This is a genomic window from Marinilactibacillus piezotolerans, from assembly GCF_900169305.1.
In the GTDB taxonomy this organism is placed as follows: domain Bacteria; phylum Bacillota; class Bacilli; order Lactobacillales; family Carnobacteriaceae_A; genus Marinilactibacillus; species Marinilactibacillus piezotolerans_A.
Genome location: NZ_FWDP01000004.1, coordinates 705086 through 730349, shown reverse-complemented (window position 1 = coordinate 730349; position 25264 = coordinate 705086). Strand labels below are relative to the sequence as shown.

Genomic DNA, 25264 nt, shown 5'->3' with positions numbered 1-25264 from the left:
GACGTATGTTCTATTTCCTTTCTGTCTTTTTTGCGGTAGCATACAAATACATTTTGGTTAATGAAAAAATTTCATTAACTTATGCAATTTTTTCTTTAGGTATGTTTATCTTCTTTTTTCTAATTGATTTTTATATTTTACAAAAAAAAGGAAAGATGCTTTCTGTAGAGAAGTGGAGTGTAAAAACACTTATCGTAGTAGTGGTCAGTTTTATCCTGACTGGGATTTCAAAAGATACAACGTTTATAATGCCTGTCATCTTTGCAATAATGTTTGCTTATAGGCATCCTAGTCTATTTTTTAAGTCTATTTTTTTTAGCTCGACAATTTGCTTTTCGATTCACTTTCTCTTCTATTTTACTGGATTTTTAGAAAGTCATGATTTAATCAGAATATATTCTACTGGGGATGTTGGGATTAGACATTCATTGGGATTTACACATCCTAATGCAGTATTCATGTTTTTTCTTCCTATATTTTTTTCAGTACACTTTTATCTGAGAAATACAAAGTACCATATTCTTGTGGAATTTTTGTTTTTAATTATTGGTTGTTGGCTGTTTTTCTTGACCAACTCTAGGACTGCTTTTATTCTTCTAGTAATGTTTTATTTCTTAAACTTAAAATTTTTTAAAAAGAAAGTTTTACAATTTTTGTCTTTTAACGCTTTTCGTAAAGTAGTTAAATACAGTTTTTTTATATTTTTAACCTTGTCAGTGGTTATCGCTGTCATCGGAACCGATCCTAACTCAGCTATTAACCGTCTATTATCTGGAAGACCGTATTTGTTCAATCTATATTTAAATAATCAAATAAAACTAATTAATATTCAAGGGGTTAGTGTTATAGATCCTTATTTAGTACCAGGCCAATATGATGCTACTTTAGATAATATATATATCTTTTCTATCACTCAGCATGGTATTTTACCAACAATATTAATTAGTTTCTTATTTGTAAAGATGTTCAATCATTTAATCAATACAAGAAATACTATGTTATTGATTACATCTTTTATTTTCTTAGTATATGGTTTTATGGAGACTAATGCTATTGTTCCTAGTCTTAATTTTACATTACCATTTCTAGTAATATCATATTTTAATAAAAATTATTTTAGTAACTTAAAGGTAGGTTCGGATGAAAAAAATAGTTCATTTAGTTAATACTGGCAATTACAGTGGATTAGAGAATGTAGTTATGAATATTTGTAAACTCGATAAAAATAACGAACATATATATGTATCACCTCGGGGAAAAATTAATAATATATTAAAAAAAAACAATGTTCGTCATATTGATGTCCAAAAAATTTCATGTAGAAAAATTAGTAAGATAATTAAGCAAGAAAAGCCTGATATTATTCATGCACATGACGTTACTGCTTCGGTAATTGCTGCTGTGCTATCTTTTAGATTTAAAAAAAGAATTATATCTCACCTTCACAGTAATGATCCTTTAATGAATGTATTTTCTAAACGTTGGTTACTATATACTCTATCAATTCCTAGATTTGAAAAAATATTTATAGTTTCTGAATCAGTAAAAGACGAATACAAAGGTAATTTTCTGAAAAATAGTATTACTTTAGGAAATGTAGTTTTTTTTAGTGGCATAGAACAGGTAACTACTGAGAAACTGTATGATGTCATAATGGTAGGTAGATTAGAACCTCAAAAAGACCCAATTAAATTTCTATCTATAATAACACATGTAAAAAAAGAAATTCCTAGTATAAAAGCTGCATATGTGGGTGAAGGTAGTATGTATGAAGAATTTCATAAGAATATAAATAGTATGGGGTTGAAATCTAATATTAATTACTTGGGTTTTCAAGAAAATCCTTATCAATTTATGAAAAAAAGTAGAGTATTTGTATTGACCTCGTTGTATGAAGGTTTTGGACTGGTAGCCCTTGAAGCAATGTTACTAGGACTACCAGCAGTTGTGTCAAATGTTGGCGGACTTCCTACTATTGTTGATAATAAATCGGGCTTAATATCTAGTAACATTGATTATCAAGTAACAGAAATAATAAAATTACTAAAATCAGATTCCTACTATAGAAATAAAAGTAAACATGCACAAGCAAAAGCTATAAAGCTTAATGATATTGATAAATTTTTGAGTAAACTCCAAACAGTGTATGGCAATTAATTGATTTATACTGTTAGTGATTATCTTGAAAAAAACAAAATTAGCTTTAATTTTATGACGGTTATTCATGCTATTTAAATCTGTTAATTTTTTTGAAGCAAAGGGAACCGTAGATAGGCTCAAGATGATTAAATTTTTTAGTTCACTAATAAAGCTTGCTAGTTTTTTAAATACAAATGAATTGATTCAAATATAATATTTCCCAAATTATTTCAAAAATATTATTAAAATTGATGATCTTTGCCAAAAAGATGAAATTTATTCAAAATTAAGACTAAGAAGAATGTGTTTATATATTTCTATGCTAGAGATTTTTTGTAGGTCTACGCTTAACACATTATTTGATGTCTATTTTCAAAAAAATTCTTGGAACGGCCAAACAAAAATTCATGTTCCAAAGCACCTATTCGTTTTTAAGTGAGCGAGATACCGGTTCTTGTGTTCTTTATTAACTTTAAAGGCGTTTCATAGACATACTGTTAACGCTGATTAGATTGTAATTTACAGGAAAATATAATTAATATGCTCAAATAAAGTTTAGGTTAACTTTTTGCAACATTTAGGCGTGTTTTATTTTCTAGAACGCATTTTCTTTTTAATACAGCATGGGTTAAACCTTTAAAAGTCATCAATAAAATAATGTTAGCACACACTTTAATTTATTTTTTTCCTGATGGCTTATTGTTTCTTGAGAATTATAATCAGCAACTAGATTAATAGAGTCTCTAATTAGTTGTTATTATCAATAAGATCTGATTCAATGTTGTGAGTGGATTAATCATTGCTTTAAACCGTTATAGATAGCGTCAGAAGAATTCGAATTATACCGGAAAAAGATTTAAAACATCCATATCAGGATCACCTTATTTTCGTGGTGGCAACTTATTTAGTTATTTACCATCATATAAATCTTTAGGTATTTTCGTAAGCTATAATTTTTTATAGATTTAAAAAATCTCAAATGAAATTGCTTGAAATATATTACCTCTATAAGAAGTTTAAAATATAGTTTACAAATTTTTCTTGTTGGAATTTACGAAAATTACTTATTAAAATTACTTTTTACTTTGAGTAAAATCTGTTACTTAGACTATATTCAAAAATGAGGTGTTTGATTACTTGCAAAACAAGTTTAAACAAGTATAAATTATTATAAAAAATATAAAATATCTAGGGTAGGGAGTAAGGTAAGTGAATATTCTTTTTATAGCTACATATCCTGAAATGACTGGAGCAACTAATTCATTAATAGGATTAGTTAGAGAACTAAAAAAATTGAATTATAATCCTATAGTAATTTTAAAGTCAAAAGGATATTTAACAGAAAAGTTGAATGAAATAAAAATAAAATACTATATAATTAATTACTATGATAATACAATAGGAGAAAATGAGTTAGGAAATTTTAAGCATTTTTTTAAGTTTATTTTAAAAAAAACTATTAACAACATAGCGAACACAAAAGTGAAGTCAATTATTTTAAAAGATAAAATAGACATTCTTCATATTAATGCTAGCACTGTAAACGTAGGATATAAAGCGGCTAAAAGTTTGGGGATTCCTATTGTTTGGCACATTCGGGAATTTCTAGAAGCTGATCATAAAATAAGATTAATTGAACCAAAGAAAAGTATAAATGAGATACGAGAAGCAGTAAAAGTAATTGCTATCTCTAACAGTGTTAAAGAGAAGTATTCAGGAGTAGTAAATAACACAAAATTAGTAACAGTTTTTAATGGTGTTGATTCAAAAACATTAGAAACATTAGAAAAAAAAACTATAAATATTAAAAAGATTCAAATTGGAATAGTTGGAAGAATATCTCCAAGTAAGGGACAGTTAGAAGTAATTAAAGCATTTGGCGAATTAAAAGAGAAAGGCTACAATAATATCTTTTTGAATATAATAGGACCTACTCATGACAAAAAGTACCAGTCTGAACTTACGCAGTATGTTAAGAAAAATTTTTTAGGAAAATATGTATCTCTTAAAGGACCTAAGCATAGTGTTGAGGAAATATGGGGAAATTTAGATATTGTAATCATTGCTTCGGGAGCAGAAGCGTTCGGAAGAGTTACTATTGAAGCAATGCTAGCAAATAAAATTTCAATAGGAGCCAATGTAGCAGGAACTCAAGAAATATTTAAATTTGTTAAATCAAATTTGCTTTATGAATCTCATAATCACTTAAGTTTATTAAATTGTATAGAGAAAGTTTTAAAAAACATTAAATATTATTCCCTTGAGACTAATAGAATTAAGAATATTGTATTAGAAAACTTTACTGCAGAAATTAATGCTAAAAACATATCTTTAATATATGAGGACATCTCAAAAGAAATGAAAGAGCAAACTGCTATTAGATAGTACGAATATGTATGAGAAAATTAATACTTGTATTTTATACTAGTCATTATTAATTCAGTTGAACATTTAGTCTTCTCATACGCATTTTCAAATATATTAGTTTCTTTATGAACACATAAATTAACTAAAATTAAAAGGTTCTGTCAACTACTGTAAAATTTGAAGTAGTAAAACTTTTATTTATTATAATTTAATAAAAGAAAAATAATCAAGAGGATTCGATAAGTCTTAAAGGAGAAATATATGAAAATTGCATTTGTTAATGGTAATTTTGAGTTAGGCGGGATTCAACGAGTTACTACCATAATAGGTAAAGAGTTGTCAAAAAAGCATGAAGTATATTATTATTCTATGCATAGTGCAGAGAATTTTTATGGAATAGAAAATAACTTAATAAATGGTGAAACGTGGTTGGATAAGAATCTATTATTAAGAAAGTTTGTGAAATCTCGAAGATTGCTTGAGCAGTACCTTTCATCCGGAGAATATACTCCTTCAAGATATGTTACAGCAAATCTAAAAAAATTAATTAACTTTTCAAAAAAAAATAATATTAACTGCTTAATATTAAGTGGGCCAGATCTAACCTCATTTATCCCTTACATTAAGCGTCGAGCACCAGAATTATTCTTAATCGCGTGGCAGCATAATAATGCTAACACGTACATAAATGATTACGCCAAATCATATAAAACTGCCTATTTAAAAGGATTGACTCAGGCTAATCATGTAATATGTTTAACTGATAGTGATTTCACTGTATATAATAATTATGCTAATTCTATTTCAAGGATATACAATCCTCTAACAATAGATAATAACAAAGTTTCGTTATTAGAAGATAAAATAATCTGCTTTGTAGGCCGTGTTGATATTCAGCATAAAGGTATTGACTATCTAATAGAAATAGCTTCAAAACTTCCCAAAGATTGGAAAATCTCGGTAGCTGGCTCTGTAGATAAACATACCAAAAAAAAGGTTGAAAAATTATTAACTAGATTTGATGCTAGAGAAAAAATTATATTTCGTGGCCCTTTAAATGGCCTAGAATTACACAAGCATTATTTTAAAAGTAGTTTTTATTTGATGACTAGTCGATGGGAAGGGTTTCCGTTAGTTATAGCAGAAGCAATGAGCTTTGGATTGCCAGTTATATCTTTTGAAAACACAGGATCAATTGAGGCATTAGGTTTTGGTAAATATGGCAAACTAGTAGAAAATGGCAATATAGAAAAAATAATGAAAGAAGTTATTTCTATGATTAATAACGATAAAATAAGAAAAGAATATCAGAATAAATCACTAAAAAGAGTAGAAGAATTTTCTTTAAAAAAAGTGATTACTCAATGGGAAGAGGTATTATCAGAAGCTCACTTAACAACTTTAACCTAAGCTATTAGTTTATTATATAATCAGTCCAAGAATCATTATATTATATTTCTAGAACTGTTATATGATGATCCGGTATTAGTAGAAATGTTTCTAAATCAACTAATATTTGCTTTAAAATCAAATTAGGAATAACGAGGAGAATGTGAAATAATGAAAAATATAACTTATAAAATTTTTAATCAAACTGTACAAATGAATTATGACAATTCAGAATTTTCCGCTATTTTAATAGATGAATTAAATTTATATCCAATCGTGACTGATAAAGAAAAAGTTGACTTAAGTATTTTCGTTAACCCTAAAGTTAATATTGAAGAACAATATAATTTTTCTAGAAATCCAAAGGAGCATTATTTTGATTCCGATGTGTTTGGTCTAGATTTTTACTGGGGAAAAGTATTTTGGGTTTTTAATAAGAATGAAATCTATGTATATCCGAATAAATACAAATACAATTATCTTCGTCAATCTTATGTTCTAATGAGAGATATACAGTTTTCTCTGCCAGATCAAGCGGCGGGTCAAAAAATACATGAAGATATTTTAGTAGGAAATATTTTGTTTCGTGACAACATGTTTGTATTACACGGTAGTGCTATGGCAACTAAGGACGGTAGGGTCGCGATGGTAGGAGGTACTGGGGGAACTGGGAAAACATCAACTTTATTATCACTGGGCCAAAGAGAAGATATTTTCTTTGTGTGTGATGATTTATGTGTATTGAATGATGAGGGAAAGGTGTTTGTTAATTATGCTTATCCTAAAATATATGCCTATAACACTATTGGATCGAAAAATTTTGAAAAAAAAATTCTAAATGATGATGGATTATTTGGTAGATTTCAATGGAATCTAAGAAAAAAAATTAATCCGTCGAAAGTTAGGCGTCGTAGAAACCCTCATACTCTTTATCAAATTATGCCTGAAGAAGATTTAAATAATTTGAAATTAAACACATATGTGATACTAAATAGGGATGATAAAGTTGCAGAATTAAGTGTTGAAAAAATTGATGCTGATAAAGCCTGTGAAATGAGTTATTACATTATTCGAAATGAAATGAACAAATTTTTTGTACCACTCTCATATAGAAATTTGAACGCATTGTATAATAATTCAACTAACCAGTTTGATCCTGATGATATTTTCATGGCTTGGAAGCAAAGAATGTCTACGGTTTTCGAAGGAACCAGTACTTACAAAATTAATATACCTTTCCATTATGACAATGAAAATTTAAAGATTGAAATGGAAAAAATTTTATGTGATTTAATAGGACTATAGAAATAAATCTAGAAAGGAAGCCAATTTATTGAGTCTTAAGAGCAGATCTCGGAGTCAGAATGTTATTATTAATGGATTAATTGGTATCAGTAATAAAGTTTTCATGTTACTCTTAATGTTCCTTAGCCGTACAGTATTTATACGAATATTAGGAGCTGAATATTTAGGTATTAATGGTTTATTTACTAATATTTTAACAATGTTATCTTTGGCAGAATTAGGATTAGGGAACGTGCTGACATTTAGTTTATATAAGCCGTTAGCAAATGGTGATAGGCGTTCAGTAGGAAGACTTCTGAATTTTTATAAAAAGCTATATCGGTTTTTAGCGTTAGGTGTATTTTTACTTGGGGTTACAATTATTCCGTTTATGAAATATATTGTGAATTCATCTCTACCTAATAATGATGTCATCTTGTATTATATAATTTATCTAACTAATTCTGCTTTATCTTATCTTGCAGTTTATAAATCTACGCTTATTAAAGCAGATCAAAAAAATTATATTATTGACCTGATCACTACAATTGCAAGCATTATTACAACGATCATTCAAGTTTTGATATTGTTTTTATTCCATAATTTTATTTTATATCTTTTGATTACTATTTTAAGTACATTATTACAAAATATGTTACTTACATATGTTGCAAATAAAAGGTACCATATTTCGGATAATAATGAGACGTTGCATGATGAAGAGAAAAAAGTAATAATTACTAATGTAAAATCAACTTTTTTGTATAAGATTGGTCAGACTATAATCAATTATACAGATAATATTTTAATTTCAGTTTTACTTGGAACTATTGTAGTTGGATACTATTCTAATTACTCTATGATTGTTTCACAGATACAAGGATTTATTAGTATTCTGACAACAGCAATTATAGCAAGTATTGGTAACTTATCAACAGAAAATGATACGAATAAATCTTATGATATTTTTAATCATCTTCTGTTATTTTTCCATTTTATTACTGCATTCTGTTCCTTGTGCTTCTTATCAATTTTTAATGATTTTATAGTTATTTGGCTAGGTAATGAGTTTTTATTACCGGATCTAGCTGTCTTTGCCATTGTGTTTAGTTTCTATATACAAAATATAATAAACCCGATTTGGATGTTTCGAGCAGCTTATGGGCTATTTAAACAAATACGTTATATAATGTTGGCTACTGCTGTAATTAATATTTTAATATCTATTTTGTTAAGTTCCGTCTGGGGAGTTGCAGGTATTATTATTGCTACTGGTATATCAAGAGTTTTAACAACAGTATGGTACGAACCATTAGTTTTAAACAGAAATATATTTCATAAGAATATTTCTACTTATTATTTCACACAGATTAAATATTTCTTATGTACTGTAACTTCATATGTCATTTTATGGTTTTTGACTCAACAAATGAGCGCTTCTTTTACAACAATAGGAATAAAAATCATTGTCAGCTTCTTATCAGTAATAATTATATTCAGTTTGGTAAATTTTAAAACAGATAGTTTTAAATATTGGTTAGATAAAATCATAGTGGTGTTTAAAAAAAAGATTTTTCATTAAATGACATGGATATGCTAAATCACAGCCTGTTGAATAAAACCGCCTACCTACTTTTCTTAAACTTACGTCTTTTTTGGACCTTCACTATAATTAGGACTAGATAGCTAGATATTTTCCATAAGTCATAGTCTCTTATTTTACTTAAGTATCTATTCAAGCTTTAATAATGGCTCTGTGTCAATTAGGGTTCTATACTATAATAAATGACGTTAGTGATTTCACCAACGTCGTTTATTAATGCGCCAAAAATGCACCATTGGATGCTAAACCATTATCCATATCTTGCCCCGGTATACATATTGAGCGAGCATGTAACTTTAAATAAATGATATTTATAAAATCGATAGATAGATGAGTATTGCGAAGAAATAGAGCCAGCTGTGCGGAGTTTAGAGCCAGTGATTGCGGAGAACTGAGCCACTGAGTGCAGAAGAAAGAGCCGCTCATAGTCATAGACTACAAGCAGCTCGTTCAAGCTTATTCTTCTAGTGCTTCGTCCATACATGCGATAGCTAATTTAACCATATCATCTGCCGATGGCTCTTCCTCGCCTAAGTAATAGGGAAGTAAAAGAAATTCTAATTCTTCCATCACTTCAGAAGGAAGGTAGCGATGAAAATAATGTAAAGCAATTCGTATCTCTACATCTTCTGAGATCATTTGAATGCCCCCAAACCATGTCGCTCGCGCATTGAGATTTCTCCATCTAACAAAACATTATAGGAATCATGAACAACGCGGTCAAGGATAGCGTCTGCCACAAGAGCATCGCCTAATTTCTCATACCATCTTTTAGGGGCGGTTTGAGAACAAAAAAACGTAGAGGTAGCCTTCAATCGAGCTTCAATGATCTCAAATAAAGTATAGATATGTACAGCCGGAAGAGTAGTCAGTAACCACTCATCAATAATGAGTAGCTCAACTCTCTTATATCTATTGAGTAATTTTAGGAAACTTCCATCGGCTTCATTTTTGGCCACCATAAATTCATCCAGCAATTCTGGAAGGCGAACATATTTTACTTTGTGGTGTTGACGACAAGCCTTAATGACTACTGCCTCTCAAATGAACCATGCGGGGGTGGCTCTATTGAGATGCAATATTCACTATTAAGATTAAAGGTGTTATGTTAAAATGATTCATAGAAGTCTAAACTTTTTAACTTTTAGAAAACTTCAATTATAAAAGGAGTGTCTCGAAACATGTCGAGTGAAAAATTTGAAAATGGAATTAATTTTGTAAACATTAAATCTGCAGTAAGTGATAGAGAACTTAGAAAATTAAATAATATAAATAGCGATTACATAAACTATAACTGCATCAAATTTGTTCCAGCAAGTGGAGCTGCTACTAGAATGTTTAAGGACTTATACTCATATTTGGAAAATCAAGAAAAAACTGAGTTTGTAGAAACCTTTTTAAGTAATCTAGAAAACTTTGCTTTTTATGACGATCTTCAAGATACAGTAAATTCAGTTGATTTTTCTATGGGTGATAAAGAAGAAAATTATCTTATTAATAACATTGTAAAAGATGGTTTAAGTTATGGCAGCTTGCCAAAAGCGCTGATCAAGATTCATGACTATGGTAATGTTACGACCACACCAATTGATGAGCATATTTACGAAGGTGAACAATATCTTAATGATGAACGTATTCAACTGCACTTTACAATTGCAAATGATCACGAAGAGTTGTTTAATACATATATTGAGGAAGCGATCAAAGACAAGTCTAATGTAGAAGTTACCTATTCTTTCCAGAAGCCGGAGACAAATACAATGGCAGTAGATATGGAAAATGCACCGTTCGTTTTAAATAATGGAGAGGTGTTATATCGTCCTGGTGGTCATGGCGCATTGCTGGAGAACTTAAATGATCTAGACGGAGACATTATCTTTATTAAAAATGTAGACAATGTCTGCCATAGAAGTCGTATTGAAGATACTCTATCTTCTAAAAAAGCGCTAGCTTCAATTGGTTTGGAAGTTAAAAAACAAGTTGATCAATACTTAATGCAACTAAAAACCGATGAATATAACTTAGAAGAAATTGTGCAGTTCTTAAATGAAACGCTGAATGTAACCTTGAAAAGCGAATGGACGAAAGAAAAAGCGATACAGTTTTTAGATAGACCGCTTAGAGTTTGTGGAGTGGTTGAAAACGCTGGTGAACCTGGTGGGGGACCATTCATAGTAGATAACGGAGAGTATCTAGATCTGCAGATTTGTGAAAAGTCGGAAATTGATTTATCAGATCCAGCTAAAGTGGAAATCTTGAATAACTCTCAATACTTTAATCCAGTAGATCTAGTTTGCTTTGTAAAAGATTATGAAGACAACAAGTACGATTTAACCAAGTATGTTAATGAAGACCGATACTTTATCAGTGAGAAATCACATAACGGCAGGAAGCTGAAAGCTTTAGAACATCCGGGGCTATGGAATGGCGCGATGCACCACTGGAATACGTTATTTGTGGAAGTACCGTCATCGACATTTAATCCAATCAAAACAGTGAATGACTTGTTGAGAGATGGACATCAAGAGTCAGTTCTAGTCTAAACTTCAATTGATGAAAAGAAACTGTTAATTCATCTGATCTATATATTCATTAATTAAAATATTATTCGTTATTTTCAGAATTATTTTGTTGTTAAACAGGAACGAGATGCTTTTGCAAAAGACTTATTTTGTTCATAATTACGTTACTTTATCTGTTTAGATTATGCTATTCTATAGGCAAACAGAAAAGGAGATGTAATATGAAAAAACAACTTGTGAAATTAATAGCTGCAGTAGCTGTATTGATAAGTTTTAACAGCAACTTTATTTCAGCAAATGCTCAGAATAGTGATATTGAATTCAACAATCTAAGTGCTGATCAGAGTAATGATACTTTAGAAATGGATGACTCTGATATAACGTCAAGCACACAACCGTCTCAACCTCTATATAGAACGCATGTCCAATCATTTGGCTGGCAAGGATATGTCACTAACGGGGAAGTAAGCGGCACTTCTGGTGAAGCTAAAAGGTTGGAAGCCATACAAATTCAATCGCCGAATATAGCTGAAGGTGACATTACATATCAAACTCACGTTCAATCATATGGATGGCAAAACTGGGTGAAAAATGGTCAAACTAGCGGTACTTCTGGCGAGGCAAAAAGGTTAGAAGCGATTAAAATCAAACTGACTGGAAACTTAGAACGCCAATATGATGTATACTACCGAGTACATGCTCAGAGTTTTGGGTGGTTAGACTGGGCAAAAAATGGAGAAGCTGCTGGAACGGAAGCGTATGCTTATCGACTTGAAGCAATTGAGGTCAAAGTGGTGCCTAAATATCAAAATGCTCCTGGTTCTACTAAGAGACCTTTTGTAAAATATACCAAACCAAAAGCTCAAATGAAGCTTAATTATTCAACTCATGTTCAATCTTACGGTTGGCAATCTCCAGTAAGCAATGGAGCAACCTCGGGAACTGTAGGCAAAGCAAAGAGATTAGAAGCGTTAAAAATCAATATTGAAAATCCAGAATACAGTGGGGGAATCACTTATCAACCACACGTTCAATCTTATGGATGGTTAGATTGGAAATCAAATAATCAAGTAAATGGAACTTCGGGAGAAGCGAAACGTTTAGAAGCAATTAAAATCAAACTAACTGGTGAAATGGCAAAATACTATGATGTATACTACCGAGTACACTCTCAGACGTTTGGCTGGCTAGGATGGGCTAAGAATGGTCAAATTTCTGGAACTTCAGGGTTCAGCTTCAGATTAGAAGGTATAGAAATCCGATTAGTTAAGAAAGGCAATAATCCTCCAGGTTCAACGACTAACGTTTACAGAGATGGGACTAAACAGTATGTCAAGAATGGTAGAGGACTGATCAAAGGATCAAGCAGCAAGATTTACCATCTTCCAAATAGTCAGTACTACAACTCAACAACCAGACCAAAAGCTATGTTCAAGACTGAAGCTCAAGCTATGAAAGCAGGGTATAGGCCAGCTAAGTAAAAAATAAGACCAATAGAGCCTGTTTACAAGAAATCATTCTTGCATATAGGTTCTATTTGTATTGTCCAACTTTAACAATGAATGTTCCTGTGTGGAGAGTAAGCCACTGCATGCAGATAATAGAGTCAGTGAGGGGTAGTAGAGAGCCACTCTTAGAATTAAATAGTCTTATCCGAATAGACTTCCTGTATAATTAGAGCTATGCTTGACGGCATACTTATTATATAGGTGGTCATTTTGTATGCTCCAATTGTAACGGATTGGTGCTTACCCCTTAAAGTTAGAGTTTAATATTATGCAGCCTCTTGGCTGGTTTGAGTTCGGTATTCCACTGGACTTAGGCCAGCCAATTTTTGTTTTCCACGAATAGTGTTGTACCACTCAATATACTCTTCGATTTCTTTTTTGAGTTCCTCATACGCCTTCAAAGGCTCTCCGTGATACATTTCTTGTTTCATAATGCCAAAAAAGTTCTCCATCGCCGCGTTATCAGAACACGTTGCTTTACGAGACATACTTTGAAAAACCTTGTTTTTCTTCAAGTAAGTTCTCCATTGTTTGTGTTGATAATGCCAGCCTTGATCGGAATGAATCGTCGTACGCACTGTAGCGTTGTTTTTAACTACCTGAACAGCTTCCTTTAGTGGATGTATTACTAAATCCAAAGTTGGACGATGACTGAGGCCATAAGAAATGACTTCTCCATTATATAAATCCATAATAGGATTGAGGTAGAGTTTATAGTCTCCAAGACATTTGAATTCCGTAATATCTGTCACTAATTTTTGTAAAGGATAAGGAGTAGTGAACCGTCGGTTTAGAAGGTTTTTTGCAACTTTTCCTACTGTTCCTTTGTAAGAGTTATATTTACGCGTTTTACGGGTGAACTTAGTACACTTTAAGTGGAGTTCTTTCATCAATCGATAAACTTTTTTATGATTGATTTTGATTCCAGTCTTATTCAACTCTTTTGTGATTCGCTTGTATCCATATCGCTCTTTGAAGTGATAAAACAGCTCGGAAATAGTTTCTTTTAAGAATAGATTCTGATCTGCTTTGTTCCATCGCTTTACATGATAATGATACGTAGCTTCAGGAATTCCTACTACTAAAAGTATATCCTTTAGTCTGTATCCTTCTTCTTTGAGCTCGAACGCCACCGTTGCTTGTGCTTTTCGAGAAAGGCATTCGGATTCTTCTCGTAAGCTTCTAATTTTTTTAAGTAAGCATTCTCCAATCGGAGAAGCTCATTTTCCCGTTCCAGTTCTTGTTCTCTAGATAATTTATTTTGATCTTTACCTGTTTTTTTCTTTGGTTGCTTAGACATAGAAGGTCGCCCCTTGGCTTTAGGTTTCAGGCCTTCTATTCCTTCTTGATGAAACGTTCGATTCCAGTTCGCAATTATAGAAGATTCTCTGATTCCGAAGGAATGAGCTGTTTCTTGATAAGAAGCACCTGTTCGTTTCATAAAGTGTAATACATCTAATTTAAAATGAACAGAGTAGACTTCTTTAGATTTTTTACGCTTTAATCCATCTTCTCCAAAACGTTGATACAGCTGAACCCACTTTTCAACAGGGGTGTTACTAGGTAATCCGTATTTTTTCGCTAGTAACGTATACCCTAAAGGTCCCTCCCGATATTCATTTACAATTTTTAATTTGAATTCAAAGCTGTATTTTACCATACAAAAATCCCCCAGAAGTTAGATTGTTTACTCTAACTTCTGGGGGTCGGCACCATTACTCCCTTTTTTATGGTTCAGCACAATCTAAAGTCTTATAAAGATATACAAATTGGGCTCAAATTCAATTTTAATTTAATCGCTTACATAATATAATGAAAACAAGGAGGATAGTAATGATAGATAATCGCTTGTTAGCTCTCTTAGGAAAATTAGTAGAGATGCCGCAATTTTCTTTAACTGAATTGTCAGCGCTTTTGCAAAAGAGAAGGAGGGATATTGAAACAGACATAATAGAAATTAATCGTTACTTAAAAGATAATGACCTTTCTTTGATACTAATAAATAATGATCGATATCTAGTACCTGAGAAATTAATTCAAGAGTTTAAAACACTCAGTCAGTTGCCGAGAAACATTCAAATCTTCTTAAGTGAAGAAGAAAGAATTAAATTGATTTATCTTGTTACTTTTGTCCGAAAAAATCAGTTATCGAATTTTCATTATCAAGAATTTTTACAAGTCAGTAAAAATACGGCTTTAAACGATGTGAAAAAGTTAAGAAAAGATTGCACGTTATTTGATCTCAATTTTTCCTATTCAAGAAAAAAAGGGTACTTTATTCAAGGAAATGAAATCAATAAACGTAAAATGGCATTTAGTATTATCTCAAAGTTATTAGAATCGACTAACGGGAAATGGATCGTGGATTATCTTTTGAACTATTGGGGTGAAGAAAATAATCTAAAGGTCATCATCAACGAGATGAAAGAAAAAGCCAAACAGTATTCGATTTCATTAGTGGAAGATCGCCTTAATGAGATTGCCCACATGATCATTTTAGTAAGACTGCGGAATAAACCTTTGGACAAAGAAAATGAAAGATACAAAAATAATATTTCAAGCGATATGGAAATATATCAATACTGTAAAAGCATATTAGAAGATTTAATAAAAAATCAGATGAATCAGGAAGAAATCTTCTTTCTAAGCAGTTTACTAATGAGTATTGCAGAAGGGAATAGCTTAAAAGATAGGGATAGAAAGTTATATAAGGTTACATCACAAGTAGTCAATATAATGGAGGCATTATCACTTGTATCTTTTGAATCCAAAGATAAACTCATCAATACACTGTATATCCATATGGTTCCAGCGTATTACCGTTTAATATTTGAATGGCGTTTCAAAAATGGATTAACAGAACAAGTAAAAAAAGAGAATCAGGAATTATTTAATATCGTCAGTCGGGCATTAACGCCGCTAAGAGAAATAGTTGAAACAGAAATAACAGACGACGAGATTGCTTATTTTGTGATTCATTTTGGAGGACAGTTAGAAAAACAGCTGAGGAAACAAAAGAAATATCGAGCTTTGATAGTGTGTCCGAATGGTATCAGCTCCTCCCTTATTTTGAAAGCAGAGTTGCAACAGCTTTTTCCGGAATTTACTTTTCTGCAAAATCATTCTGTAGATGATTTTAAGAAAGTGGCTGAAACAGAGTATGATATGGTGTTTTCGACTGTTTACATTTCTACTCAGAAACCTGCCTATATAGTCAAACCTGTTATGGAGCCTTTAGCAAAAAACCAATTAATACAAAAAGTAACGAATGATTTTGCATTAGAACATATTAAAATTCCAAATATCGAAAATCTTTTAAAAGTTATCAGAAGAAACGCAACCATTCATGATGAAAAAAAGTTATACAAGGAACTATTTTCTTGCTTACTAGAGCAGGAAAATATACAAAGGGAGGAATTGCCGGTGTTAGAAGACTTATTAACGGAAGACTATATCAAGATTCAAAAAGAGGAGGAAGTAAATAACTGGAAAGAAGCCATTTCACTAGCCTGCCAACCATTAATAAATAAGGGGAATATTGAGCCTAGTTATATAGAATCCATATTTTCTAAAGTGGAAGAATATGGTCCTTTTATTGATTTAGGACAGGGGGTAGCTATTCCTCATGCAAGACCAGAAGATGGGGTGAAAGAATTAGGAATGAGTTTCTTAAAACTAAAGAATCCGGTTTACTTGCTAGATGATGAAAATCATAAAATCGAATTAATTATAACTTTAGCTGCAATAGATAATGAAACGCATTTAAAAGCATTATCTCAGTTAACAAAGATTTTAAGTGACAAAGTAAAATTGTCACAATTGAAAAAAGCTGCAGATAACAAAGAAGTGTTGGAATTGATAAAAGAAAAAGGAGTGTAAGATTATGTTAAGAATAGGTACAGCATGCGGGTCAGGGTTAGGATCGAGTTTTATGGTTCAGATGAACATTGAACAAATACTGCAAGAATTGAATGTAGATATGTCTACTGTAGAAGTAGAACATTATGATATGGGTTCAGTTACACCGGATGCAGCGGATGTCTGGTTTATAGGAGCAGACTTAGAGGAAGCATCAAGTCATATAGGAGATGTGCGTATTCTAAACAGTATTATCGATATGGATGAGTTAAGAGAAAAAGTTACACAAGTAGCAGAAGAAAAGGAATTGATATAAAAATATAAAAGGGGAGTGGTTGACATGAATAATATTCTACAAATTATAATTGATATTGCTAGTACACCTGCTTTACTGGTTGCTCTAATAGCTGTTCTAGGATTAGTTTTACAGAAAAAAGGGATATCAGATGTTATAAAAGGAGGAATCAAAACATTTGTAGGATTCATTGTATTGACTACTGGAGCAGGAGCGGTAGAACAATCTTTAATCCCATTTGGAGAAATGTTTCAAGTAGCGTTCAATATGCAGGGGGTTGTTCCAAATAATGAAGCAATCGTTGCTGTTGCTTTAAATGAATTCGGAACGACAACAGCTTTAATCATGTTATTTGGTATGGTTTTTAATATCATCATTGCAAGACTTACTAAGTTCAAATACATCTTCTTAACTGGGCATCATACGCTTTATATGGCATGTATGATTGCTGTTATCCTAGCAGTTGTAGGCTTTAACACTGTACCACTGATATTATTAGGTGGAGTGACTTTAGGGATTATTATGACGCTTTCGCCGGCCATTGTTCAACCCTATATGCGGCAGCTGACAGGGAAAGATCAAGTTGCGCTAGGTCACTTTAGTGCAGTTACCTATGCATTGAGCGGGCTGATAGGAAGTAAAGTCGGAAAAAACTCCAGATCTACTGAAGATATTAAATTCCCTAAAGGACTGGGATTTTTAAGGGACTCAACTGTAAGTATAGCGATTACGATGGCAATTATTTATTTAATCGTTGCTTTGTTTGCGGGAGGAGCATATATTACTGAAAACTTAAGCGGTGGCGTGAATCATATTATGTTCGCCATACAGCAAGCTGGAACGTTTGCAGCAGGGGTATTCGTAATCTTAGCCGGTGTTCGATTGATTCTGGCAGAAATTGTACCCGCTTTCAAAGGGATCTCTCAAAAGTTAGTACCGAATGCAAAACCGGCTTTGGACTGTCCCATCGTATTCACTTATGCTCCTAATGCTGTATTGATTGGATTCTTCGCAAGCTTTGTGGGCGGTATAGTCAGTATGCTAGCGATGATTTTAGTAGGAAGTGTCATCATTTTACCAGGTGTGGTTCCTCATTTCTTCGTCGGGGCAACCGCTGGTGTTATGGGAAATGCCTCAGGAGGAATCAAAGGAAGTGTTATCGGTTCTTTTATAAATGGTGTAGTGATTAGCTTATTGCCTGCTTTATTGCTTCCTGTACTTGGAGATCTCGGTTTTGCTGGCTCTACCTTCTCTGATGGAGATTTTGCAGTGTCAGGACTGTTTTTAGGAACACTAGGTCAATACGGTGGTCAGATTGCAGTAATTATCGGTATTCTTGCTGTACTGGCGCTAATGTTTGGTCTGACGTTCCTTTCAAAAAATAAAGGCGCTGAAAAACAAACCAATCAATAAAAAGGAGGACTGAATCACATATGGTAAATCATGATGAAATAAAAGATTTAGAACTTTTTGCTAAAAAGATTCGTTACTATACACTTAAAGAACTAACGTTAATGGGATTTGGGCATTATGGGGGAAGTCTATCTATTGTTGAGACACTGGCTGTTTTATACGGGAAACAGCTGAATGCAAGTCCTGAAATCAAGGACGACTTGAATAGAGATTACTTTGTTTTATCCAAAGGGCATGCAGGACCATCTCTATATGCCACTCTTTTTCTTAAAGGGTACTTTCCTGAAGAATGGCTTTATACTTTAAATAATAATGGAACAAACCTTCCTTCTCATCCTGACAGAAACTTGACTCCAGGAGTAGACATGACGACAGGTTCTCTAGGACAAGGAGTTTCTGCTTCGACAGGTATAGCATTAGGAAATAAGCTTTCCGGAAGAGATAATTATACATTCTGTATTGTTGGAGATGGTGAGTTAAATGAAGGACAGGCTTGGGAAGCAATACAGATGGCTTCCCACAATAAATTGGATCATTTAATCATTTTTGTTGATGACAATAAAATGCAGCTGGATGGTCCAACTTTAGATATCAGCAATCCACTTGATTTTGTATCGAAGTTTGAAGCATTTGGCTACCATTCCAAACGAATCGATGGCGCATCAGTCAAAGAGATAAACGAAGCCGTTGAATGGGCAAAGTCAAGTGAAGGTAAACCTACCGCTATAATACTCGACACAATAAAAGGACAGGGAATACCTTTTATTGAGAGTATGAGCGACAACCATCACTTAAGACCAGATGAAGCGACACATGCAGAAATCGTTGAAGCTTTGAATTCAATAGGTGAAGAAATAGGGGTGATCAGCTAATGACTTTTATGCCGATAAAAGAGGAAATTGAAATGCGAAAGATGTATGCAGATACTTTGATTGAATTGGCAGCAAAAGATGAGAAGGTTATTGCTTTGGAAGCGGATCTCTCAAGCGCCATTACTACAAGTAAAATCAAAGATCAGCTAAAAGATCAATTTTTAAACTTAGGGATCATGGAAGCAGAAATGATTGGTACAGCAGCTGGGTTGTCAGTAACTGGATTTAAGCCATTTGTCCATACTTTTGCGAATTTTGCTACACGAAGAGTTTATGATCAAGTCTTTGTATCATTAGCTTATGCTCAATTAAATGCAGTCATCTTAGGATCGGATGCTGGAGTAACAGCTGAACATAATGGTGGAACACATATGCCGTTTGAAGATTTATCCTTGATGCGCATCATACCTCATAATAAGGTTTATGAAGCTAGTGACTCAACCATGTTAAGACATTTACTTCACAAAGGATATAATGAAAAAGGCTTAACCTATATAAGAACAATTAGAAAGAAAGCAGTAAAACTATATGGAGAAGAAGATACTTTTGAAACAGGTTCAAAATTGTTAAGAGAAGGTAATGACATCGCCTTGCTGGCATCGGGTATTATGGTGTCGGATGCTTTAGAAGCGGCAGACCAGTTAGCTGAAGAAGGAATCGAAGCTATGGTAATGGATATGTATCAACTAAAACCAATAGATAAAGAAGCCGTTTTAAAAGCTGCTAAAACTGGAGCGATTGTCACAGCAGAAAATCATAATGTAATAGGCGGATTGGGAAGTTCAGTTTCTGAAGTTTTAGCAGAAGAGTCTCCTGCACATCTTTACCGTGTAGGTATCAGAGAAAAATTTGGTCAAGTAGGTACCACAAGTTGGTTAAAAGAGGATTACCGCATCACGGTAGAAGAAATTGTAGAACAGGCGAAAAAACTGATTCTAAAAAAAGCGAATATAGCATAAAAGTGAACAGAATCCTGTCTATGATGGGGTTCTGTTTTCCTTATAAGGAGGAGAATGTAATGCTTATTGATTCAGGAAACATTGACATTTTTAATCTATATGAAGGTACTGGGATTTTTAAAGGAATAACAACAAATCCAAGTATTTTATTGAAAGAAAAACTGCAGCGAGAGACAGTGTTGCAGATGTTTAAAGGTAAGGGTGCAGAAATTATATTTGTACAGATTGAAGGAAAATCATTAGCTGAGATGGAGAAAGATTTCCAAGATTTAAAGGATTCCAAGTATTTTAATGAGAGGGTGGGAATAAAGATCCCTGTCAATTTAGAAGGATTGAAGCTAATCAGCAAGATAAAAAGCGAAAATCCTAAACAGATCGTTTTAGGTACTGCAGTATATTCAGCCAATCAAGGGATTTTAGCCGCACAAGCTGGATGCGATTTTCTGGCGTTTTACGTGAATCGGATGGAAAATAATCACATCGATCCATATGAAGAAATCAAAGCAACAAAACAGTATATCGACTCTCAAAACTTGAAAACAAAAATAATGGGCGCTAGTTTCAAGAATACCAAACAAGTAACTAAGACGCTCAGTGCCGGAGCAGATACCGTAACGATTCCTCCAGAGATCGTACACTCTATGCTGAGTAACCCTTTAGTGGAAGCAGCTATTGATAAATTCGTCGGTGATTCAGTTAAACTTAAAGAAAAATAAGGCTTAAGTACACAGTGATTCAATTAATTATTACTTTAGCTGCGATAGATAATGAAACACCTTTAAAATCTTTACTAAGTTTTTAAGTAACGAATGTATGTTATCAGTTTCGCAGCTAAAGTTTAAGTATTCAGGTTAACTAAATAATGGAAAGCTATATATTTTACTTTTTCAGAAAAAATAAAGTGATATATAATATATTCTGCATGTAAAAAACAAAACATTTAATAAATTAACTTTTAATATTAACAGAAATTAAAATAGTCCGATATAGATAAAGACCCTTTTATTCATTGAGGAGTATTTTAACTATTAATTAACCATTATAATTGTAATAGGTATGTAAAATACTAATTAATAGATTTGCTAAATAATATAATTAATAACTTAATGAGCAAACAGGGAATGTGAATGAAAGGGGGTACAAATTTAAGAGACTGTATAGTTATTTACAATCTGATTAGATTTATACTTTTCAGGTATTGATATCAGGCTGACTATTTTAACTTAATGTTTAATGCAGATATCAAAAAATAGAAAATATTGAGGAGAATCGTACTTATGATGACAAGACAACAAACTGTACAAAGAAAAGTTTTACGTAAGGTAAAGAAAAATTGGGTAACAGTGGCAATTGCAGGGCTAATTGCTTCAAATCTTGTTGCCCCTGCAACAGCTAGTGCTCAGTCATGGACAGCAAGAACTCCTGAAGAGATCTCTCAAGATATACAAGGTTATAAAACTGTAAAAGACCTATCTACATATCAAATTGTCTGGGGAGACACGCTTTGGGGTTTATCGCAAGCTAGTGGTTTCAGTATTTCAGAATTCATTAGTGCGTTTGGTATTCAAAATCCTAACCTGATTTATGCAGGAAATCGCTTAGGCGAATCGTCTGTGGGATTCACACCTTCAAGAACTAAATCAGCTGAAGGTACTTATAAAGTGGTGTACGGCGACACATTATCTTCTATTGCTGCATCATTTGACACAACCGTTGAACGTTTAGTTTCTTGGAATAATATCATGAATAAGGACTTAATTTTTCCAGGACAAGTTTTGCGTGTGACTGAAGATGCTCAAGTAGCTGAGTCAGCAACAACAGAAACTGAAGAAGCTCAAAATGATGTTCAAGAAACTACACCTGTGACTGGTAGTGAAGATGAAACCGAAACAGTTGTTGAGCAGCCTGTTATCTCTGACGACGAATCTGACCAGGATAACGTAGATGAAGAAGAGGAAACTGAATCTGATGTAGAAACACCAGAAGATGAAGAAGAAACCGGATCTGATGTAGAAACGCCAGAAGATGAAGAAGAAACCGGATCTGATGTAGAAACACCTGCAGAAGAAACCCCATCTGAGCCAGAAGAAGAAACACCAGTAGAAGAGGAAGATAATACAGAACCCGTTAAAGAAACTCCTACTGATTCAGAAGACGAAACTGACTACGATGATGAAAATGAACCAATTGAAGAAGAAATAACAAGAAATGAAGCTTTCTTTAACACTTTACGTGTAGAATTAGGAGAAGCATCCGAACATGTAAGATTTGGCGACTCAACATTTACAGAAGAACCACAATGGGACGTTAAAGTTCAACTTAATTCAGTTGAATTATTAGGTATCGAAGGAGAACAAAATCCATTCCCAACTCATGAAGAAGTTCGAGAAGCAACAGAAACAATTAGAAATTATCTTGATGCTCAAGGATATGATTACTTCTTAAATGAAGGTATGGTATCTCATGTCTTCTTTATTGATCTTGACAACCCAAAATCCTGAATTACCTACTGAACCAGTTGAGGAAGCACCATTAGAAAAAGCCGTTGAAACTCCTATTGAAGATGACGAATCATCCGAATCACAGGAAGAAACGCCAGAGACATCGACGAATTTAAAATTCGATCAAGCAAGTGTGTCGTATATTGAACAGGAAAGCTGCCTAGATTCGGATGATCCTAGAGAAGCCTACGCAATCATCAGCATAACAACGTCTGACACTAGTAGGTTAAGCCACGTGATCTTACCAGACGGTTCAATTTTAACACCACAAGCTACAGGTCAAACTGAATACTTGGATAGTATTGGACAACAAGGTAACGCGCATTCTTATACTTTAGATACGTGGGAATTTAATCTGAAATGGAAGTTGCCTATTGATGAAAGTTCTATTGGAGCATACACATTTACATTAGTTGATGAAAATGGAACAACAGTTGAAGAAACAGTTGATGTAACAGCAGAAGATTTAACTTTATAAATTATAAAAAGATGACATATAGAAAGATTCATGAAAAAATGTTTAAGATAATAAATTATATATGAGTCCTTAAATCGGGATCGAAATGATGAATTGTTTCTAAATGCTATACAGAAGCATATAGTACTATAGTTAGTCAGAATCTTTATATTATATTTAAACTTACTTGTTAAACGTTTAATGCAGTTAAGCTCTTAAGTAGCTAGGCAATCAGGACAAATAAAGTTTTGATTGCCTAACTCTTTGCGCATAAAGTAAACGCGTACAATTTGAATTGCTGGATTATGTCTAAATTGTCATACTTTACACTTAGTCCGTGTCCTGTATAGTAATGCATATTGATAATATGATTTTGTTTATCCTCTACAATCAAAATTATCCCCAATTGGTTGTCTATATTAAGTACATTTCAAGAAGTCATTGTTTTTTAATCGCTTTTCATCAAAATTTTATTAAAATATATCATTGACCACATATGCAAATGTTGGAAAGATATCGGAGTATGGATTCCAAATGAAATAGCTGAAAAATTAGAAGCTTTAGTAAGGAACAGAGAATTTTATCTATACAGAAGGAAATAGACTAAGGATTGAACCAAAGCAAAAGCATTTAAGTATCAATGAAATGGTGGACTTAATCTCACAAGAAAACAAGCATGATCAAGTAGACTTAGGGAATAAATTGGGCAGAGAAAGACTTTAAAGAAAATAGAACTAGAAAGCGAACCTTGAGATTGCTTCCTAGTTCTATTTTCTTGCTCTAATTTCTTGAGACATTAGACCACTAGAAATTCACTAACTTTCTTTTCATGCTTATCCAAAATAATCTGATTAGGGGAGATGCCAGCGCCTTTCATAGCGCTAATTGTTTCACTTAAAAATTCGTCACTGCCAACTACATAAAAGAGGGCATCATTGTTTTGGATGAGTTGATTTAACTCTGTGTAATACTCCAAACGGTTATCAACATATTGAGTCGTCAAAGGTAAAGAGGATTCGTTGAGAAACGAATTTCTGAATAAAAATTGCCCAGAAGAATCGACATTTAAAGAATGAAGGCTTTTAATTTGAGCAGGATTTTGCAAGTACTGCAAGATCAAGGGTCTAAAAGTCGCAATACCGACGCCACATGATAGGAGAATAATCGGTTTGTCCTGTCTTTTTAATTGAATGCGGGATCCTGTTTTAAACAGAGCAACATTATCGCCGACCTTAAGTTTGTTCAATATAGTCTTGAACTCTGAAGCATTTTCTTTGATACGCGTCGTGATACCGATTTTTTCTTCATGGGGAAGAGTAGAGATAGACATGTGTCGCACTAAGCTGCGATTCGGTTTCTCACCAGCGTTGAAGCCTTCTAAAGCAAGATGAGTATGAGCGCCTTCTTCCCAAATGAAATCTTCAAGACAACTAAATAAATAAGTTTTCGTATTTGGTGTTTCTTCAATGATTTGGTTAACTTCTGTCCAATATATTCTCATTCAATCAACTCCCAATTAAATTTTTCAACAAAAATTAAGTGCTTTCTTTTTACTATACTGAAATTGAGAATCATTCTCAATTAATATGGTAATCTAAATTGGATTGAACTATTTTACATAGAGATTCTTTTTGATTTTTACTAAAAGCAGTTTGACAAGTAAGATGAAGATCAGTATCATTGGAATTGTGATAGATAACACAAATAATTCCTAATGAGTTTAAGGGAAGGAATGAGATAACTGAATAAGTTTAATTTAAGCGGTCTCAATGAATTGGAATTACTGAAATTTCAAGTGGCCGATGAAATACATAGATTTGGATTAGATACTCCGATAGCACTCGTATTGTATAACGATACATTCAGATACGTGGATCATATTGTAGAAGGAGCTCCAGCAAATAAAATGCCAGACTCATTACAGCTGATTTCAGCAGGATTGGTACTTCATGAAACGACTCTTGGAGAATTCGGTGAAACCTTAAGTAAGAGAGAAACATTTGATTTTGCAAACTAGTCATACTTAATAGCAAAACCGCCGGTAAATTTTTACCAGCGGTTTTTTTCGATATAATTTGACAGATACAAGCTCTTTTG

The 25264-nt window shown here is 32.8% G+C and carries 22 protein-coding genes; 17 read left to right on the top strand and 5 right to left on the bottom strand.

Going from position 1 to position 25264, the window contains the following annotated elements; translation table 11 throughout:
• Positions 1-5: 5 nt before the first annotated feature.
• From B6F02_RS07370 to B6F02_RS07345, 6 genes are all read left to right on the top strand, one after another.
• Positions 6-1166 carry a hypothetical protein gene (locus B6F02_RS07370; protein WP_080146715.1) on the top strand — a complete coding sequence of 387 codons (1161 nt, stop codon included), beginning with the start codon at positions 6-8 and terminating at the stop codon, positions 1164-1166.
• On the top strand, positions 1141-2157 hold the full coding sequence (locus B6F02_RS07365; protein WP_080146714.1) for a glycosyltransferase: 1017 nt from the start codon (positions 1141-1143) through the stop codon (positions 2155-2157). The genes B6F02_RS07370 and B6F02_RS07365 overlap by 26 nt, the downstream gene beginning before the upstream one ends.
• Positions 2158-3348: 1191 nt before the next feature.
• A complete protein-coding gene (locus B6F02_RS07360; protein WP_080146713.1) occupies positions 3349-4524 on the top strand; it encodes a glycosyltransferase family 4 protein in 1176 nt (391 codons plus the stop codon).
• A 243-nt stretch (positions 4525-4767) separates the two neighbouring features.
• Positions 4768-5916 carry a glycosyltransferase gene (locus tag B6F02_RS07355; protein ID WP_080146712.1) on the top strand — a complete coding sequence of 383 codons (1149 nt, stop codon included), beginning with the start codon at positions 4768-4770 and terminating at the stop codon, positions 5914-5916.
• 150 nt (positions 5917-6066) lie between these two features.
• Positions 6067-7200, top strand: coding sequence for a hypothetical protein (locus B6F02_RS07350; RefSeq protein WP_080146711.1), 1134 nt, complete (start codon positions 6067-6069; stop codon positions 7198-7200).
• Between the two features lie 28 nt (positions 7201-7228).
• Complete coding sequence (locus B6F02_RS07345; RefSeq protein ID WP_080146710.1) at positions 7229-8761, top strand: oligosaccharide flippase family protein; 1533 nt, start codon at positions 7229-7231, stop codon at positions 8759-8761.
• A 477-nt stretch (positions 8762-9238) separates the two neighbouring features.
• Here the strand turns inward: B6F02_RS07345 and B6F02_RS07340 are convergent, their stop codons facing one another.
• Positions 9239-9421: a hypothetical protein gene (locus B6F02_RS07340; protein ID WP_080146709.1), complete on the bottom strand. Its 183-nt coding sequence runs from the start codon at positions 9419-9421 to the stop codon at positions 9239-9241.
• Positions 9418-9810, bottom strand: coding sequence for an ATP-binding protein (locus tag B6F02_RS07335; RefSeq protein ID WP_143745243.1), 393 nt, complete (start codon positions 9808-9810; stop codon positions 9418-9420). Before B6F02_RS07335 ends, B6F02_RS07340 begins: the two co-directional genes overlap by 4 nt.
• 153 nt (positions 9811-9963) lie before the next feature.
• Here B6F02_RS07335 and B6F02_RS07330 point away from each other — a divergent pair, with 153 nt between their 5' ends.
• A complete protein-coding gene (locus B6F02_RS07330) occupies positions 9964-11325 on the top strand; it encodes a DUF4301 family protein (protein ID WP_080146708.1) in 1362 nt (453 codons plus the stop codon).
• A 200-nt stretch (positions 11326-11525) separates the two neighbouring features.
• Positions 11526-12785, top strand: a complete 1260-nt coding sequence (locus B6F02_RS07325) for a sunset domain-containing protein (protein ID WP_080146707.1) — start codon at positions 11526-11528, stop codon at positions 12783-12785.
• Between the two features lie 293 nt (positions 12786-13078).
• Here the strand turns inward: B6F02_RS07325 and B6F02_RS07320 are convergent, their stop codons facing one another.
• Together B6F02_RS07320 and B6F02_RS07315 are read right to left on the bottom strand one after the other, a co-directional pair.
• Positions 13079-13945, bottom strand: coding sequence for an IS3 family transposase (locus tag B6F02_RS07320; RefSeq protein WP_080146706.1), 867 nt, complete (start codon positions 13943-13945; stop codon positions 13079-13081).
• On the bottom strand, positions 13909-14472 hold the full coding sequence (locus tag B6F02_RS07315) for a helix-turn-helix domain-containing protein (protein ID WP_080146705.1): 564 nt from the start codon (positions 14470-14472) through the stop codon (positions 13909-13911). The genes B6F02_RS07320 and B6F02_RS07315 overlap by 37 nt, the downstream gene beginning before the upstream one ends.
• 173 nt (positions 14473-14645) lie before the next feature.
• Between B6F02_RS07315 and B6F02_RS07310 the strand changes: the two genes are divergently transcribed.
• The 8 genes from B6F02_RS07310 (at position 14646) to B6F02_RS07275 (ending at position 23188) form a co-directional block, all read left to right on the top strand.
• On the top strand, positions 14646-16691 hold the full coding sequence (locus B6F02_RS07310) for a BglG family transcription antiterminator (RefSeq protein WP_179128546.1): 2046 nt from the start codon (positions 14646-14648) through the stop codon (positions 16689-16691).
• A gap of 4 nt (positions 16692-16695) precedes the next feature.
• Positions 16696-16986: a PTS sugar transporter subunit IIB gene (locus B6F02_RS07305; RefSeq protein ID WP_080146703.1), complete on the top strand. Its 291-nt coding sequence runs from the start codon at positions 16696-16698 to the stop codon at positions 16984-16986.
• A 24-nt stretch (positions 16987-17010) separates the two neighbouring features.
• Positions 17011-18378: a PTS ascorbate transporter subunit IIC gene (locus B6F02_RS07300; RefSeq protein WP_080146702.1), complete on the top strand. Its 1368-nt coding sequence runs from the start codon at positions 17011-17013 to the stop codon at positions 18376-18378.
• A gap of 20 nt (positions 18379-18398) precedes the next feature.
• Positions 18399-19250 carry a transketolase gene (locus tag B6F02_RS07295; RefSeq protein ID WP_080146701.1) on the top strand — a complete coding sequence of 284 codons (852 nt, stop codon included), beginning with the start codon at positions 18399-18401 and terminating at the stop codon, positions 19248-19250.
• 32 nt (positions 19251-19282) lie between these two features.
• Entirely contained in the window at positions 19283-20209 is a 927-nt protein-coding gene (locus B6F02_RS07290) for a transketolase family protein (protein WP_256864666.1), read from the top strand.
• Between the two features lie 59 nt (positions 20210-20268).
• Complete coding sequence (locus B6F02_RS07285) at positions 20269-20925, top strand: transaldolase family protein (protein ID WP_179128545.1); 657 nt, start codon at positions 20269-20271, stop codon at positions 20923-20925.
• A 561-nt stretch (positions 20926-21486) separates the two neighbouring features.
• Positions 21487-22710, top strand: a complete 1224-nt coding sequence (locus tag B6F02_RS07280; protein WP_080146698.1) for a muramidase family protein — start codon at positions 21487-21489, stop codon at positions 22708-22710.
• Positions 22655-23188, top strand: coding sequence for a hypothetical protein (locus B6F02_RS07275; protein ID WP_143745239.1), 534 nt, complete (start codon positions 22655-22657; stop codon positions 23186-23188). The genes B6F02_RS07280 and B6F02_RS07275 overlap by 56 nt, the downstream gene beginning before the upstream one ends.
• 775 nt (positions 23189-23963) lie before the next feature.
• On the opposite strand, the gene B6F02_RS07270 is transcribed toward B6F02_RS07275, so the two are convergent.
• Positions 23964-24668 (bottom strand): dihydropteridine reductase, encoded by a 705-nt coding sequence (locus tag B6F02_RS07270; protein WP_080146696.1) that lies wholly within the window; start codon positions 24666-24668, stop codon positions 23964-23966.
• 273 nt (positions 24669-24941) lie between these two features.
• Between B6F02_RS07270 and B6F02_RS07265 the strand changes: the two genes are divergently transcribed.
• Positions 24942-25184, top strand: coding sequence for a hypothetical protein (locus tag B6F02_RS07265; RefSeq protein ID WP_080146695.1), 243 nt, complete (start codon positions 24942-24944; stop codon positions 25182-25184).
• The last annotated feature ends 80 nt before the right edge of the window (positions 25185-25264 follow it).

What these genes read in the sequence shown, in the direction of transcription:
- B6F02_RS07370 (WP_080146715.1), top strand. Translation starts at nt 6, where the DNA reads ATGTTCTATTTCCTTTCTGTCTTTTTTGCGGTAGCATACAAATACATT.
- B6F02_RS07365 (WP_080146714.1), top strand. Translation starts at nt 1,141, where the DNA reads ATGAAAAAAATAGTTCATTTAGTTAATACTGGCAATTACAGTGGATTA.
- B6F02_RS07355 (WP_080146712.1), top strand. Translation starts at nt 4,768, where the DNA reads ATGAAAATTGCATTTGTTAATGGTAATTTTGAGTTAGGCGGGATTCAA.
- B6F02_RS07350 (WP_080146711.1), top strand. Translation starts at nt 6,067, where the DNA reads ATGAAAAATATAACTTATAAAATTTTTAATCAAACTGTACAAATGAAT.
- B6F02_RS07340 (WP_080146709.1), bottom strand. Translation starts at nt 9,421, where the DNA reads ATGATCTCAGAAGATGTAGAGATACGAATTGCTTTACATTATTTTCAT.
- B6F02_RS07330 (WP_080146708.1), top strand. Translation starts at nt 9,964, where the DNA reads ATGTCGAGTGAAAAATTTGAAAATGGAATTAATTTTGTAAACATTAAA.
- B6F02_RS07325 (WP_080146707.1), top strand. Translation starts at nt 11,526, where the DNA reads ATGAAAAAACAACTTGTGAAATTAATAGCTGCAGTAGCTGTATTGATA.
- B6F02_RS07315 (WP_080146705.1), bottom strand. Translation starts at nt 14,472, where the DNA reads ATGGTAAAATACAGCTTTGAATTCAAATTAAAAATTGTAAATGAATAT.
- B6F02_RS07310 (WP_179128546.1), top strand. Translation starts at nt 14,646, where the DNA reads ATGATAGATAATCGCTTGTTAGCTCTCTTAGGAAAATTAGTAGAGATG.
- B6F02_RS07305 (WP_080146703.1), top strand. Translation starts at nt 16,696, where the DNA reads ATGTTAAGAATAGGTACAGCATGCGGGTCAGGGTTAGGATCGAGTTTT.
- B6F02_RS07300 (WP_080146702.1), top strand. Translation starts at nt 17,011, where the DNA reads ATGAATAATATTCTACAAATTATAATTGATATTGCTAGTACACCTGCT.
- B6F02_RS07295 (WP_080146701.1), top strand. Translation starts at nt 18,399, where the DNA reads ATGGTAAATCATGATGAAATAAAAGATTTAGAACTTTTTGCTAAAAAG.
- B6F02_RS07290 (WP_256864666.1), top strand. Translation starts at nt 19,283, where the DNA reads ATGCGAAAGATGTATGCAGATACTTTGATTGAATTGGCAGCAAAAGAT.
- B6F02_RS07285 (WP_179128545.1), top strand. Translation starts at nt 20,269, where the DNA reads ATGCTTATTGATTCAGGAAACATTGACATTTTTAATCTATATGAAGGT.
- B6F02_RS07280 (WP_080146698.1), top strand. Translation starts at nt 21,487, where the DNA reads ATGATGACAAGACAACAAACTGTACAAAGAAAAGTTTTACGTAAGGTA.
- B6F02_RS07275 (WP_143745239.1), top strand. Translation starts at nt 22,655, where the DNA reads ATGAAGGTATGGTATCTCATGTCTTCTTTATTGATCTTGACAACCCAA.
- B6F02_RS07270 (WP_080146696.1), bottom strand. Translation starts at nt 24,668, where the DNA reads ATGAGAATATATTGGACAGAAGTTAACCAAATCATTGAAGAAACACCA.